The following is a 13702-nucleotide window of genomic DNA, read 5'->3' on the forward strand; positions in this document are numbered from 1 at the left end:
TCAAAAGCCAAAATTAAGCCACCGACATGCAATTAAAATAATTTAGCTGATGATAAGAATCAAAAATAATTGACCATTCTGATGATATTTTATAAATTTGAGCTATGGAAAAACAGGAATTCGGATTGCTAGGGAAAAATATTTCCTATTCATTTTCAAAAAAATATTTTGAGGAAAAATTCAAAAAATTATTTTTAAAAAATCACGCTTACAATTTCTTCGACATTCCGGAAATTGAAGCTTTAAATTCGGTAACAGACAATCCAAATCTTGTCGGGATGAATGTCACAATCCCGTACAAACAGGCCATTATTCCCTTCCTTGATGAACTTAGCGACGAAGCAAAACAAATAGGAGCCGTCAATTGTGTAAGTTTTCAGAATGGCAAAAAAATCGGTTACAACACAGATGCTTTCGGATTTGAAAAAACTCTGCTTATCAACAAAAAAGATCATCACAAAAAAGCCTTAATTCTTGGAGATGGCGGCGCTGCAAAAGCCGTGCGATATATTCTTGACAAACACAATATCGAGCATCAAACCGTTTCCAGAAAATCAGAAATCAATTTTGAAAATCTATCTGAAGATTTGGTTAAAGATTCATTATTAATTATCCAAACTACACCAGTTGGCACTTTTCCAAATGTGGAAGATTGTGTACCATTTCCATACGACGCAATTTCTGATCAGCATTACGTCATCGATCTCATTTACAATCCTTCGGAAACCGCTTTTCTCAGAAAATCAGCCGAGAAAGGCGCAACAACGCTTAATGGCTTTTATATGCTGGAACAGCAGGCGGAGAAGGCTTGGGAGATTTGGAAAGGTTAATTACAGATAATCCTTAATCACTTTCCAACGCTCCAGTTTCTCCTCAAACTTCGCCGTATGAAGCGGACTTGTAGAAGGCAAAACCACAATTGGAATTTTAAAATCCTTTCCCAGAATTTTCAAAAGGTTTTTATAAGACTTTTGTCCGTTGCAAAATATCGTCCGGATTTTTGGATGAGATTCGATCAGTTCCGGAATATTATTATCAATCTCATCTTTGATTTCCGTGTCGCTGCTACCCTTTCTTTCACAGCTTTCTATGACGTCCCAGAGCGCGATATTATTTTTCTTAATTAAATTGATTCGGGTTTCATAATCTTCAGAAAATTCCTCATCAAAAAGCTGAAACATAATTCTCCAAAACTGGTTCTGCGGAAACGCATAATATTGCTGCATTTGTAAAGATTTTGCGCCAGGCATCGAGCCCAAAATCAATATTCTGGAATTGCTATCTACAATCGGCGGAAAGGAATTGATCCTGTTCATTATTTCAAATTGTCCAAAACTTTAAACAGTGCATTGCTGATGCTTCCACCTTGATAATTGTTCAAAATAATCGAAAACACATAAGTTTTCCCACTTTTTGAAGTTTGATAACCCGCAAAAGATTTGCTGTCTTTTATCGTTCCACTTTTCATTTTAATCCCGTTCTGCGTTGGAAATCCTTCGTGGAAAGCATCAAACCAATTCTGTTTTTTGGAATACAGCAACGCCTGAACCTGCGCCTTTGCCGAAACATAATTCTGGGGCGAAAGTCCGCTTCCGTCAGCGAAATTGATCATAGTAGCATTAATGCCTTTTGCTTTCCAAAAATCTTTCAGAAAATCAATTCCGGTTTCAAAACTTGGATTATTGCGTTTTTCCTTTGCTATTGTTTTGATTAATGTTTCTGCATAGAGATTAATACTTTTCCGCATCAGCCAATACACGATTTTATCCAAAGTCGGCGATTTGTATTCGAAAATTTGATTCTGAGTTGGAGCTTTCGAAACCGACTTTCCTTCCAGTTTTTCATTATAATAAGTCGTTACTTTCCCAGAAACTGAGATGCCGTTTTCGTCCAGTAACTTCTTGATTTCAGCAGCCAATTGCATTGGCGGATTTGGTGTTGCTCCGGAAACGGTAGTTACTTTTCCCGCTGGCAGCATTCCGTTGATCATTGCAGTTTCCGAATGTGGTGCCGTGAAAATCAGGCTTTGATCGGAACTTCCGCCGGTTTTCAGTTCATTGATCCAATTGACATTTTGCAGATCGTAAGAATAACTCTTGATTTGATTGCCATTGATATTAATATCAAACTGATTCTCCTTCCAGTTCACACCAAAAGTTCCCGCACCATAATAATTCCCCAGATCATTCCAGGGCCAGCCTCCAGGCGTACTTTGAAAATCAAAATAAGAATCATCCACAATTAGGTTTCCGGTAATCTTTTTGATGCCCGATTTCTTAATAGCTTCTAATAATTTCTGCTTGAATTTTTCCGGCTTATAATCTTCATAGCGCCAGCTTCCCAAAGTCGGGTCTCCATTGGAGGTGATGTAAAAATCGCCGTCCAGATTCCCATTTGAGATCTTCCCGGAATAGGAAGCAGTTGTTTTGAACTGATAATCTTTCCCTAAAGTTTCCAAAGCCGTTGCCGAAGTGAAAATCTTCTGCGTACTGGCTGTGGACAAACCTTTGTTTCCATTGTATTCATAAACCAGATTTCCATTCTCATCCGAAACATAGAACGAAAGATTTGCCGCCAAAGCATTTGAAGTTGACATCATTTCTTTCACAGATTTGTCAAGATCAGCTGAAACCGTTTGTGAAAAATAGCTTTGCGAAATGATTAATGGAATTAAAAGGAAATATTTCATTCTGATTTTTCATCAAATTTAGTAATATCGAACAAGAATAAAAAGTTGGAGCCGCAACTTTATCGTGAATCATTAATTCAAAACTTAATTGTATTTTAGAACTCTAAACCTAACAATAATGAGAGCAATCAAAATCCTGGTTTCGGGCATCATCTTATCTTCAATGCTGATGTCTTGTGAGAAGTCCAATGAGAAGATTCAGGCCGAGAATGAAATGCTGATTCGTAACTATTTCGAATTATTTAACAAACACAAGTGGAAAGCACTGTCCGAGATGTATGTGGAAAATGCAGAATTCAAAGATCCCTCTTTCGGGAACGGCATCGTAAAACAGTCCAAAGCCGAATTTGTGAAAAAATATGCTGAACTCAATCAGATTTTTCCTGATTTAAAAGATAGCATTCTGCAGATTTATCCTTCTGGAGACAAGAATATCATTGTCGAGTTTGTTTCTACGGGAACAGCGCCGGATCAATCCAAGTTCGAACTTCCCATTTCTACTATTTTCACGATTGAGAATGGAAAAATCACGAAAGATTATACGTATTACGATAATTTTGAAGAAGCAAAATAATGAGCCTTTTTGACGACCAATTCGAATTAATAGAAAATATTCTGCCCTACGACGGCATTACGTCCTACTACGGAAAAGTGTTTTCTGAGGAAGAAGCGAATGATTATTTCAACAGACTGATGACCGAAATAGAATGGAAAAGCGATGAAGCTGTGATCTTTGGAAAGCTCATCGAAACCAAACGGAAAGTCGCCTGGTACGGAAACGAACCTTTCACTTACACCTATTCCGGACGTACGAAAACAGCTTTAACCTGGAACAAAACACTTCTCGAAATCAAAGAAAAAATAGAAGCTGTAAGCGGCGAAAGTTTCAATTCATGTCTTCTGAATCTCTATCACGACGGCTCAGAAGGAATGGCCTATCACAGCGATGGCGAGAAGGATTTGAAAGAAAATGGCGCAATAAGCTCTGTCAGTTTTGGGGCTGAGCGAAAATTCAATTTCAAACATAAAACGTCGAAAGAGTTGGTTTCATTAATTCTGGAACACGGCAGTTTATTGATGATGAAAGACACGACGCAGAAATTCTGGCTGCACAGACTTCCAACCACCACGAAAATCATCAAACCAAGAATCAGCCTGACTTTCCGGACTATTGACAAATCTAAATAACAGGTTTGTACTTTCTGATAAACGTCAGACAAAGCACGAATCCGGTCAGTGCCAATCCCGCTCCTACCAGCGAAGGATAGTTGTAACTCAATCCAAACTCCAAAGGTATTCCGCCGAATAGTGCCCCGATGGAATTCCCTACATTGAAAGCTGCCTGCATAAAAGCTGCTGCCATCATCTCAGAATTCTTTGCCGAACGAAGCATAATAATATTGACAGGCGTCCCAACCGCCATTGATAGAACCCCGCAAACGAAAGTCAGAATCAACGAAGCAATTTTGTTTTCCGAGAAAAAGAATACGCCGACCAAAGCAAGAATCATCGCTGATAAAAGAATCGCAGCTGCCAAAGCCGGACGCATTCTGTCTGCCATAATAGCGCCAAGGAAATTTCCAATCACCATTCCAGCACCTGCTAAAATCATAATGTAAGCGATGAAATCTGTAGGAAATTTAGACACAGTCGTCATCAGCGGTGTGATGTAGCTGAACCACGCGAACAAACCACCAAAGCCAATCGCCGTGATGGCAATGATGTGCCAGGATTTTTGCGTTTTGAAGAACTCCAGTTCATCTTTCAGCGTAGTTGTCCGCAAACTGTCCATATACGGCAGGAGGAATTTGAGAAATATCAAGGTTAAAAGTCCGATCAAAGCAACGACGCCGAACGCATAACGCCAACTCAGCTGATGCCCGAGCCAGGTCACAAAAGGCACCATTGCGAGATTGGCAACCGTGAGTCCGGTGAACATCATCGCGATACTTTGCGCCTGTTTCCCCGGCTTTGCCAATCGGGAAGAGACAACCGCTCCAACTCCGAAAAATGCACCGTGCGGCAATCCGGACAGGAATCTAACTGCCATCATCGTGTAATAATCATTGACCAAAGCAGACAATCCGTTGAACAATGTGGAGGCGATCATCAGGAAAATAAGGATTCTTTTTGGCGGAAACTTCGCTGCGTAAGCCACCAAAATAGGCGCACCGACCACGACACCAAATGCATACGCGGAAATGAGATGACCAGCCTGAGGAATGGAGATATCCAGCGAGTGTGCAACGTCGGGCAAAAGTCCCATAATCACGAATTCTGTAGTCCCGATTGCCAATCCGCCAAGTGCCAGCGGAAATATTCTCTTATCCATTTTGCAAAAGTCCTCTTTTTTGAATAGAAAGTCAAGTTTTAGCGATTCATATTGTCGAATGGTAAGATTAAATTAAACTTATGTTTAAATTGGGTTAATAGAAAAGGTAAAGTTCTGAATGATTGACTAAACTTGTAGCTGCCATAAAAATGATTATTAATTGTGTTAATTCCGTTCCGTTTTGATTTTTCTGCTATTTTTGCATAGCTTTTTAAAATTATGCTGAATAAGGTGCTCACATTTCCGATTGTGGTTTTGATCAAGTTTTATCAACTCGCCATCTCGCCATTTTTGGGGAAGAATTGCAGGTACGATCCCACTTGTTCGCACTATACTTTGGAAGCGCTGAAAGTCCACGGACTGCTGAAGGGAAGCTGGCTGGCGATGAAACGAATTGCAAGCTGCCATCCTTGGGGAGGCGAAGGCTATGATCCGGTGCCGCCGAAAAAACATTAAAATTATTTATCAATGAACAACTTTTTTTTAAGAATTTATCTGATTCTTTTTGCCGGAATTTTCCAGTTGGTTTCTTCCCAAAGTTCTGCAAACGACCTTTCTGACGGGATTTTGAAGATCAACAACAAAGAAAATATTGCGGTGAAAATCTTCGCAACACAAAATACGACGCTTTTCTATGATGAAGCTTCCCGAAATATTCCCAATGAATTAGTCATTCTGAATGAAGACAACATCACGGCGGAATCTGCGGAACAATTGGGATCAATCCAGAATATTTTGTTGAAATATAAAGCCTTCAATTATCAATTTTTGGATAAAGATTTCAAACCTTTAGATGCGAATCTTGAGCAGAAGAATATTGAAAATTTCAAATATCTTCTTAAATCTAACAGAGTTTTAAAACCAACTGATACTGCGGAATTAGAAACAAGTTTCAAAATTTGGGATCCTGTAAAAGGCATCAAATTGGGACCTGTGATGCTGCACTTTTACAGTTTGATGTTCATCCTTGCTTTTGGATTGGGCTATTTTATTATGGCAAAAATTTTCAAGATCGATGGTGTGGACGAGAAATATCTTGAGCCATTTTTCACTTACACATTGATTGGAACCATTCTGGGAGCAAGATTGGGACACGTTATTTTTTATCAGCCGGAGCTTTTTAAAGAAGATTTCCTGAGTGTATTTTTACCAATCAGTACGAAAGGTGGTTTGCATTTTACCGGATTTTCGGGTTTGGCAAGTCACGGTGCAGCGATAATGGTAATTGCGACAACCTTATATTACAGCTATAAAATTATTAAGAAAAATCCGCTTTGGGTTTATGACAGAATCGGAATTGTAGTGGCTTCCGGAGGTGCTTTTGTGAGAATGGGAAATTTTTTCAACTCAGAAATCATCGGGAAACAAGTGGATCCAACTTCGCCTTTTGCAATCCTTTTTCCCCAGCAAAGTTCCGAATATGGCGTTACGGTTCCGAGATATCCGACGCAATTGTTCGAGGCTTTTGGATATGTCTGCTTGTTCTTTTTGCTTTGGTTCCTGTACAGAAAAACGGATAAGAAATATCAGCAAGGCTGGTTGTTCGGATTGTTCTTCATCTTGCTTTGGGCGATCAGATTCTTTGTAGAATTCCTGAAAGAACCGCAAGGCGACGAGTTTATCTCGTTTGCAGGACTTAATACCGGACAGATCCTGAGTATTCCGTTTATGGTTGCAGGAGCGGTGATTATGATTATCTCTAAGAAATATAAACTTCCGAAAGAGGAAACAGTATAAAATGAAAACTCCCAGATTTTGGGAGTTTTTTCATGAATACATTTAATATATTTTAAACTTACAAAGCTTTAATTTCATTAATAAAATCTTCCACAATCTCATCCGAAGTCGCCCAAGATGTAATCAAGCGAATTGCAGAACTTTCAGAATCTATCTTTTTCCAGACATAGAAATCAAAGTTTTGTGACAGCTTTTCAATTTGATAATTATTGAGAATCGGGAAAATCTGATTCGTAAAAGTTTCGGATAAAAACTGAAATACTTTGTCTTGAAACGCCGACTTGATCTTCATTGCCTGAACATTGGAATGTTTTGCGAGATCAAAATACAGATCATTTTTCATCAATTCCAGAAACTGAATTCCGAGCAATCTACCTTTTGCCAGCAGTGCGCCTTTTTGCTTGATGTGAAAACCGAAGTCTTCTTTTAATTTATCATTAGTAATGACAATTGCTTCACCAAGAAGTGCTCCATTTTTGGTTCCGCCGAGATAAAAAACGTCGGTTAAAGTGGCAACATCTTCCAATGTCAAATCGTTGATTTCAGACGTCAAAGATTGTCCTAATCTTGCGCCATCCAGAAAAAGGTAAAGATCATTTGATTTGCAAAATTCATACAATTCCTTTATCTCTTGTTTTTGATAAATCGTCCCAATTTCTGTGGAATTTGAAACATAAACCAACTTCTGTTTCAGCTGGTGCGGTCTGTTGGTATGAGAATCCAAAACCGATTGAATGTGTTCCGGTCTCAATTTTCCATCATCGGTCACAATCCCGTGGATTTTGTGACCAGTAGCTTCTATTGCTCCGGTTTCATTTGTGAAGATATGTCCGGTTTCAGCAGAAATTACACTTTCGTGAGGTCGAAGAATTGAGGAAATGACTAAAAGATTTGCCTGCGTTCCGCCACTGACGAAATGAATATCAGCATTTGGATCATTAATTTTATTTTTAATTAATTCTCTTGCTTCATTAGAATAGTCATCGTCGCCATAACCACTTTGCTGATTGAGGTTTGTTTTAATTAAAGCTTCTAAAATATTGGGATGACAACCTTCGGAATAATCGTTTTTAAAGGAATATTTCTTCATTTTTTCTTTCTGTTTGTTATTTAGTCATAATGAAATCTGCACTTGGCGATTTGGATTTCATTTTCTTCGTATTTATAAATTAATCGATGCTCATCATCAATTCTTCTTGACCAAAACCCAGAATATTTATGCTTCAACGGTTCAGGTTTACCGATTCCATCAAAAGGATTTCTTGCAATATCTTTTAACAGTTCATTGATTTTCTTGAGTTTTTTCTTGTCTGTACTTTGCCAATAGAGATAATCTTCCCACGATTCATCCACAAAAACGTATCTCATTATTCTTCAATTAGATCTTTTGAAAATGAGTTTTTTCCTTTCAGTTTTTCTATCGCAGAGTCCAGCCTGGCCTCATTTTTCCTGGAAGACAATTCATAATTTGTTGACATCAACGAATTGTATTCTTCTAATGACATCACTACAATTCCTTTGTCTTTTCCACGATTAATAATCAAGGTTTCAAAGTTTTTTGAGACTTTGTCGAGATAAGATTTGATGTCTTTTCTAAATTCAGAGATATTGGCAATTAACATATTTTGTATTTTATTTTGTACAAATATACGTACAATCATACAAATTTGAATAATAATTTGTTAGTCAAAAATTGATTTGCTTCTAACTTTTTCCTAATTTTGGAATATGAATTCCTTAACCGAAGAAAATTACCTGAAAGCACTTTATCATCTTGTGAATGAGAATGATGAAGTTTCCGTGAATGATCTCAGCCGACAACTAAATATCAAAATGCCGTCTGTCAACAGTATGGTCAAGAAATTTGCGGATAAAAATTGGGTAAAGTATGAATCATACAAACCCATCAAACTCACAGAATCCGGAAAAAAAGAAGCGTCGCTCATCGTGAGAAAACACCGCTTAACAGAAATGTTTTTGGTAGAAAAAATGGGATTTGGATGGGAAAATGTCCACGAGATCGCAGAACAATTGGAGCACATCCATTCCGATGCGTTCTTTGATAAAATGGATGAGATTCTGAATTACCCAAAAATGGATCCTCACGGCGAGCCAATTCCGGACAAAGATGGAAACGTCATTCAGCCCGATCACAAAAAACTGAGCAAATGCAGGGAAAACCAAACTGTAGAATTGGCCTCAGTCACAACTTCGTCAGAAGAATTTCTGAATTTTCTGAATAAGAGAGATTTAAGCTTAGGAACAAAATTGAAAATCTTGCAAATCGAAGGTTTTGACCAATCGATGTTGATTGCTTACAACGGGCGAGAAGAGAATTTCAGCAAGACGGTTTGTGAGAGATTGTTGGTGAAGTAAATTTTGATTTCAAATTAAACCCATTCAAGTTTTATAAAGATGTAATAAAAAAGAGACTCAAACCGAGTCTCTTTTAATATTTAGTTGAACATATCTTTTACTTTCTCAAAGAATGTTTTTTCTTTACCTGTTGGTTCGGCGTTCATATCGCCATTTTCCAATTGTTTTTGGAAGAATTCCTTTTGTTCTTTCGTCAGCTTTTGTGGTGTCCAGACATTGATATGAACAAACATATCGCCTTTGCCACCGTAACCTTCGATATTTGGAAGACCTTTTCCTGCCAATCTCAAGATTTTGCCAGATTGTGTTCCTTCATCCACTTTGATCTTCACTTTTCCACCCACCACGTTGATTTCCTTGGTCGTTCCCAAAGCTGCTTCTGCGAAAGAAACATACAATTCCTGATGAAGATTGTCGCCCTCACGCTTGATGGTTTTGTCCACTTCCTCTTCTACCACAACCAAAAGGTCACCCGGCGTTCCGCCAAGTGGTGCGTCGTTTCCTTTTCCTCTCACATTCAGTTGGATGCCGTCTCTTGCACCAGCTGGAATGTTGATTGTGATTTCTTCATCTTCTTTCACAAGACCTTGCGCATTGGCTCCAGCAGGGATCTTATCCGCTACTTTACCAACACCCTGGCAAGTGCCACAAGTTGTCTGCGTCTGCATCTGTCCGAACATTGTGTTCATCATTCTCACTTGAACACCGCTTCCTCCACAAGTAGGACAAGTCTTGGAAGTCACGCCTTTTGCCAACTTCATTTTTTTGACCTTGATAGTTTTCTGAGTACCAGAAATCATTTCTTCCAGGTTCAGTTTGATGCGGACACGAAGATTGGAACCTCGGGATTGCTGCTGTCTCTGCTGACCACCGCCGCCAAATCCACCGCCGAAAATATCGCCGAACTGACTGAAAATGTCTTCCATATTCATTCCGCCGCCGAAGCCACCACCGCCAAATCCGCCGCCAGCTGCACCGCCAACGCCTGCGTGACCGTATTGATCGTATCTCGCTTTCTTGTTGTCGTCGCTCAGAACTTCATACGCTTCTGCTGCTTCCTTGAATTTTTCCTCAGCCGCACTATCTCCCGGATTTTTATCCGGATGATATTTAATCGCCATTTTTCGGTAGGCTTTCTTTATTTCGTCAGCACTTGCTGATTTGCTGACTTCTAATATATCGTAATAATCGCGCTTCGCCATAATTAATAATTGATAGTTGAAATATAATTGATAAATGATGAATGATCATTGATATTACATCAGAAAATCATTTATCAATTATCTTTTATCATTAATAAACTTAGTTTCCTGTTACTACTTTTGCGAAACGGATTACTTTCTCGTGAAGCTGATATCCGGTTTCCACCACATCGATGATTTTCCCTTTAAGATCTTCTGAAGGTGAAGGAATTGAAGTTATTGCTTCGTGTAAATCTACATTGAAAGTGTCGCCTTGTTCTACGTGGATTGGTTTCAAACCTTTATCGATCAGTTTGCTTTTCAGCTTTTGATAAATTAATTCGATGCCTTTCAGCTCGGATTCGTTGCCACTTTTTGAGATTTCTTTGATGGCTCTTTCGAAGTCATCTACAACGCCCAACATAGAGGTCATCAAATCCTGAGAAGCGTACAGATAGAAATCATTTTTCTCTTTCTGAGTTCTTTTTTTATAGTTTTCGAATTCTGCATAGAGACGGATGTATCTGTCTTTCTCGTCTGCCAAAAGTTCTTCTGCAGTCGGTTTTTGTGACAGATTTTCCTGGTTTTCCGTTTCCTGATTTTCTACGGTCTGATTGTCTTGATTAAGGTTTTCCTCGTGTATATCTTTGTTTTCTTCCATAATGATAATTTTACAAGGTATCTTTTTCAATTCCTTTGCCAATCGTGGTTTTTTGACAATTAGGCAGAAATTAATGATAAATGATGGGTGATGGATGATGGATGATGGATGATGAATAATAAAACGAACTGGAAAATGTTAAGCTTTGCGCAGCTGCGTGAGCGATGGTAGTGGATATCCTTTTTGTCTTTGGCTAAATTTTCTACTGATTAACAAATATCGAAGACAAAAAGATAGTAACGGACAGCGCGACCCGAGCGAAGGGAAATGCGGCTGCGAGGGGCACGCCCAAATTTTATTTCATATGCGTAACGGTGTTTCGGAAATCGATATCGTCCAAAGTCCATTTCAGGATAGTGTCTTCCTTACCGAAAATATCGTCGAAATTGGGATCTACGGAAAAGTTGGGAACGACACCTCTGTTCTGATTTTCGAACGCGATGTTGGGGCGGATGAGGAATAATCCGATGGGAAGCGTGAGATGCGAATTGGGCAAAACCACCGTGTTATTAACACCCGCCACCGTTCCGTCATTTGCACCGCCGGTTTCTTCGCCCACGATTGTGGCGCGGTTTTCATACTTCAGTTTGGCAGAAATGATGGATGATGCTGAGAAACTAGCGCCATTTACGAGGACGTAGATTTTCCCTTTGAAGGCATTTTCCTTTGGTTTAGTTGGTCTTGATGCAAACTCGCGAAAGTAATATTTTTTGTCTTTCCTGGATGACAATAGATAATTGCCCGCAAGAAAAAACGGATAACCCGGCGCACTGAGAATACTTGTAAAAACCGACTGACCACGGAAATAATTCTGGTGCATCCCGGAAGTTTTGGAGGTCATCTCCGGCGATTTTATGAGCGTAAATTTCTCATCCGTCAAATAGGAATACAAGGTATTAATCTCAGAAAGCGAGCCGCCGAGATTGTCCCGAACGTCCAGAATTAAATAATCGGATTTGGCTTTTCTGATTTTTCTGAATGTCTGGTCATAGAACTTTTTGGCGTAAGTTGCGGAGAACGATTTGACCTTGATGTAAGCAACACTGCTGTCGGTTTTCAGGAATTTGAAACTCCTGTTGTAAGATTTAGAGGCCGCATCATAATCCTGTAACTTTTGGTCTGCGCTCACTTTTGGAAGGATTTTTTCTTCCATGACTTCTTTGGTTTCCTTCTTTTTTCTTTTGAGATGAACTTCCGTAATGACATTATCACAAGCGGTTTGAAGTTTTACGCTGTCCAGATAGCCATTTTCCAAAGTGTAATAATTGAAAAAGGTCAGATTGATAAAATACTTCTGGAAGGTTTTGTTTTCGCCGTCAGAGCTGTACAGTTTTCTGTATTTTTTGATGAGATCTGAGACTTTTTCATCATTGATTTTCAGGATTTCTGTTCCGGTTTTGATGTCACCTTCATTTTCTCTGTTTTCTTTGACAAAAATCCGGTCACCGATGATTTTATAATCCATCAGTGAAAATAATGGCTTTTTGGTTTTGAATTCCTTCTGCTCGGCCTTGGAGTATTTTTTACTTACAGATCTCAGCCTGAGATGTCCTTCATTGATACTTGCGATCACCGGTGCCAATTTGAAATAAAACTGATTTGGCGTCAAAGGTTGATTGATAGTGGTTTTGAGGCTGTCAAATTTATAATCCAATGCTTTTTTGGAAATGTACCAATACAGATTCGGGTGGAATCTCTGCAGCTTTTTATAAGTGAAATCTACATCTTTTCTGAGGTGAGCTGCAGTAATCTTCTTTTCCAGAAACAGATTATTTTTCCTGACGGAATGACAGGAAAAGACAATCATAAATATCAGAAAAGCAGCTGTTTTTTTCATTAAAGGAATTAAAAGTAGGATTTTAAATCCGGAATGTACTGATTACAAAAGCAAATTTAACATTTTATAACAAAAAGTGGTTTTAGATTTGTAATGGAGAGTCTGGTATTAAATCAACATTCAACATTATGAAAAATATAATTCTGGCCACCTCCGCCTTTCTGATTGCTCAGTTTTCTTTTGCTCAAAGCAGAGATATTACGGCTTTTACCAATCTGAAAGTCTTTGACAAAATCCCCGTACAATTGGTTGCTTCTGACGATTACAAAGCTGAAGTCAGCGGTACGATGGCAAATGAGGTAGAATTCGTAAACTCTGGCGACGAGCTAAGAATCCGAATGAAACCTACCAAATTACTGCAAGGTGATGACATCAAAATTTTGCTTTACTACACAGACATTAATGATATCCAGGCGAGTCAGGGGGCGAAAATCTGGTCTACTGATATTGTAAAATCATCAAAACTAGGACTGACTTCCAACGAAGGTTCCAATATAGACCTGAATGTGAACGCCAAAGTAATCGAAGGAAAAGTGAATACCGGTGCGGTCTTGAAATTATCAGGAAATACAGATTCCCAATCGGTAGTCGTAAATACGGGCGCAAAATATGACGGCAAAAGTCTGCAGACACAGATTACGAGTATTACAACAAATGCCGGCGGACAGGCGTCGGTCAATGCCACCGAATCTGTAACAGCCACCACAAGAGCGGGAGGCACAATCGACATCTACGGTAAACCAAAATCTAAAAATGACAAGAAGATTGCTGGTGGTAAAATCAACTATCATTAATACATATTAGAGCTTAGAAATTACACTAAAATAAATAATATCCCATCAGATGATCTGGTGGGATTTTTCTTTGAATTATAATTTAAGACACATTG

General features: G+C 38.8%; 16 protein-coding genes. 7 read left to right on the top strand and 9 right to left on the bottom strand.

The annotated features are described in order from the left end of the window. Positions 1-104 precede the first annotated feature (104 nt). Complete coding sequence (gene aroE / locus LUD75_RS11780) at positions 105-830, top strand: shikimate dehydrogenase (RefSeq protein WP_232705869.1); 726 nt, start codon at positions 105-107, stop codon at positions 828-830. Here the strand turns inward: aroE and LUD75_RS11785 are convergent, their stop codons facing one another. Then, entirely contained in the window at positions 831-1316 is a 486-nt protein-coding gene (locus LUD75_RS11785) for a DNA-deoxyinosine glycosylase (RefSeq protein ID WP_262908201.1), read from the bottom strand. Continuing rightward, a complete protein-coding gene (dacB, locus tag LUD75_RS11790; protein ID WP_232705870.1) occupies positions 1316-2689 on the bottom strand; it encodes a D-alanyl-D-alanine carboxypeptidase/D-alanyl-D-alanine-endopeptidase in 1374 nt (457 codons plus the stop codon). Before dacB ends, LUD75_RS11785 begins: the two co-directional genes overlap by 1 nt. Before the next feature lie 118 nt (positions 2690-2807). Here dacB and LUD75_RS11795 point away from each other — a divergent pair, with 118 nt between their 5' ends. Beyond that, a complete protein-coding gene (locus LUD75_RS11795; protein WP_232705871.1) occupies positions 2808-3263 on the top strand; it encodes a nuclear transport factor 2 family protein in 456 nt (151 codons plus the stop codon). Further along, complete coding sequence (locus LUD75_RS11800) at positions 3263-3877, top strand: alpha-ketoglutarate-dependent dioxygenase AlkB (protein WP_232705872.1); 615 nt, start codon at positions 3263-3265, stop codon at positions 3875-3877. The genes LUD75_RS11795 and LUD75_RS11800 overlap by 1 nt, the downstream gene beginning before the upstream one ends. On the opposite strand, the gene LUD75_RS11805 is transcribed toward LUD75_RS11800, so the two are convergent. Next, positions 3870-5021: an MFS transporter gene (locus LUD75_RS11805; protein ID WP_232705873.1), complete on the bottom strand. Its 1152-nt coding sequence runs from the start codon at positions 5019-5021 to the stop codon at positions 3870-3872. The genes LUD75_RS11800 and LUD75_RS11805 overlap by 8 nt on opposite strands. A 219-nt stretch (positions 5022-5240) precedes the next feature. On the opposite strand from LUD75_RS11805, the gene yidD reads away from it, so the two are divergent. After that, complete coding sequence (gene yidD / locus LUD75_RS11810) at positions 5241-5477, top strand: membrane protein insertion efficiency factor YidD (RefSeq protein ID WP_063969980.1); 237 nt, start codon at positions 5241-5243, stop codon at positions 5475-5477. A 441-nt stretch (positions 5478-5918) separates the two neighbouring features. After that, positions 5919-6758, top strand: a complete 840-nt coding sequence (gene lgt / locus LUD75_RS19125; RefSeq protein ID WP_317207321.1) for a prolipoprotein diacylglyceryl transferase — start codon at positions 5919-5921, stop codon at positions 6756-6758. Between the two features lie 58 nt (positions 6759-6816). On the opposite strand, the gene LUD75_RS11820 is transcribed toward lgt, so the two are convergent. The 3 genes from LUD75_RS11820 to LUD75_RS11830 are packed head-to-tail and all read right to left on the bottom strand — an operon-like array spanning position 6817 to position 8380. Continuing rightward, positions 6817-7848, bottom strand: coding sequence for an aminotransferase class V-fold PLP-dependent enzyme (locus LUD75_RS11820; RefSeq protein ID WP_232705874.1), 1032 nt, complete (start codon positions 7846-7848; stop codon positions 6817-6819). A gap of 20 nt (positions 7849-7868) precedes the next feature. Next, positions 7869-8126 (bottom strand): Txe/YoeB family addiction module toxin, encoded by a 258-nt coding sequence (locus LUD75_RS11825; protein WP_232705875.1) that lies wholly within the window; start codon positions 8124-8126, stop codon positions 7869-7871. Then, complete coding sequence (locus LUD75_RS11830; protein ID WP_232705876.1) at positions 8126-8380, bottom strand: type II toxin-antitoxin system prevent-host-death family antitoxin; 255 nt, start codon at positions 8378-8380, stop codon at positions 8126-8128. The genes LUD75_RS11825 and LUD75_RS11830 overlap by 1 nt, the downstream gene beginning before the upstream one ends. A gap of 106 nt (positions 8381-8486) precedes the next feature. Here LUD75_RS11830 and LUD75_RS11835 point away from each other — a divergent pair, with 106 nt between their 5' ends. Next, on the top strand, positions 8487-9134 hold the full coding sequence (locus tag LUD75_RS11835; RefSeq protein ID WP_232705877.1) for a metal-dependent transcriptional regulator: 648 nt from the start codon (positions 8487-8489) through the stop codon (positions 9132-9134). 80 nt (positions 9135-9214) lie between these two features. On the opposite strand, the gene dnaJ is transcribed toward LUD75_RS11835, so the two are convergent. The 3 genes from dnaJ to LUD75_RS11850 form a co-directional block, all read right to left on the bottom strand. Beyond that, a complete protein-coding gene (dnaJ, locus tag LUD75_RS11840) occupies positions 9215-10336 on the bottom strand; it encodes a molecular chaperone DnaJ (protein ID WP_232705878.1) in 1122 nt (373 codons plus the stop codon). Positions 10337-10436: 100 nt separating this feature from the next. Next, the gene (locus LUD75_RS11845; protein ID WP_232705879.1) at positions 10437-10976 is read right to left on the bottom strand and encodes a nucleotide exchange factor GrpE; all 540 of its coding nucleotides are present in this window, start codon (positions 10974-10976) and stop codon (positions 10437-10439) included. A 295-nt stretch (positions 10977-11271) separates the two neighbouring features. Then, the gene (locus tag LUD75_RS11850) at positions 11272-12813 is read right to left on the bottom strand and encodes a S41 family peptidase (RefSeq protein ID WP_232705880.1); all 1542 of its coding nucleotides are present in this window, start codon (positions 12811-12813) and stop codon (positions 11272-11274) included. A gap of 128 nt (positions 12814-12941) precedes the next feature. Between LUD75_RS11850 and LUD75_RS11855 the strand changes: the two genes are divergently transcribed. Then, positions 12942-13607: a head GIN domain-containing protein gene (locus tag LUD75_RS11855; RefSeq protein ID WP_232705881.1), complete on the top strand. Its 666-nt coding sequence runs from the start codon at positions 12942-12944 to the stop codon at positions 13605-13607. Positions 13608-13702 lie beyond the last annotated feature (95 nt).

Source organism: Epilithonimonas sp. JDS (assembly GCF_021261315.1).
Taxonomy (GTDB): domain Bacteria; phylum Bacteroidota; class Bacteroidia; order Flavobacteriales; family Weeksellaceae; genus Epilithonimonas.

What these genes read in the sequence shown, in the direction of transcription:
- dacB (WP_232705870.1), bottom strand. Translation starts at nt 2,689, where the DNA reads ATGAAATATTTCCTTTTAATTCCATTAATCATTTCGCAAAGCTATTTT.
- LUD75_RS11805 (WP_232705873.1), bottom strand. Translation starts at nt 5,021, where the DNA reads ATGGATAAGAGAATATTTCCGCTGGCACTTGGCGGATTGGCAATCGGG.
- LUD75_RS11830 (WP_232705876.1), bottom strand. Translation starts at nt 8,380, where the DNA reads ATGTTAATTGCCAATATCTCTGAATTTAGAAAAGACATCAAATCTTAT.
- dnaJ (WP_232705878.1), bottom strand. Translation starts at nt 10,336, where the DNA reads ATGGCGAAGCGCGATTATTACGATATATTAGAAGTCAGCAAATCAGCA.
- LUD75_RS11855 (WP_232705881.1), top strand. Translation starts at nt 12,942, where the DNA reads ATGAAAAATATAATTCTGGCCACCTCCGCCTTTCTGATTGCTCAGTTT.
- LUD75_RS11785 (WP_262908201.1), bottom strand. Translation starts at nt 1,316, where the DNA reads ATGAACAGGATCAATTCCTTTCCGCCGATTGTAGATAGCAATTCCAGA.
- LUD75_RS11820 (WP_232705874.1), bottom strand. Translation starts at nt 7,848, where the DNA reads ATGAAGAAATATTCCTTTAAAAACGATTATTCCGAAGGTTGTCATCCC.
- aroE (WP_232705869.1), top strand. Translation starts at nt 105, where the DNA reads ATGGAAAAACAGGAATTCGGATTGCTAGGGAAAAATATTTCCTATTCA.
- LUD75_RS11795 (WP_232705871.1), top strand. Translation starts at nt 2,808, where the DNA reads ATGAGAGCAATCAAAATCCTGGTTTCGGGCATCATCTTATCTTCAATG.
- yidD (WP_063969980.1), top strand. Translation starts at nt 5,241, where the DNA reads ATGCTGAATAAGGTGCTCACATTTCCGATTGTGGTTTTGATCAAGTTT.
- LUD75_RS11825 (WP_232705875.1), bottom strand. Translation starts at nt 8,126, where the DNA reads ATGAGATACGTTTTTGTGGATGAATCGTGGGAAGATTATCTCTATTGG.
- LUD75_RS11845 (WP_232705879.1), bottom strand. Translation starts at nt 10,976, where the DNA reads ATGGAAGAAAACAAAGATATACACGAGGAAAACCTTAATCAAGACAAT.
- LUD75_RS11850 (WP_232705880.1), bottom strand. Translation starts at nt 12,813, where the DNA reads ATGAAAAAAACAGCTGCTTTTCTGATATTTATGATTGTCTTTTCCTGT.
- LUD75_RS11800 (WP_232705872.1), top strand. Translation starts at nt 3,263, where the DNA reads ATGAGCCTTTTTGACGACCAATTCGAATTAATAGAAAATATTCTGCCC.
- LUD75_RS11835 (WP_232705877.1), top strand. Translation starts at nt 8,487, where the DNA reads ATGAATTCCTTAACCGAAGAAAATTACCTGAAAGCACTTTATCATCTT.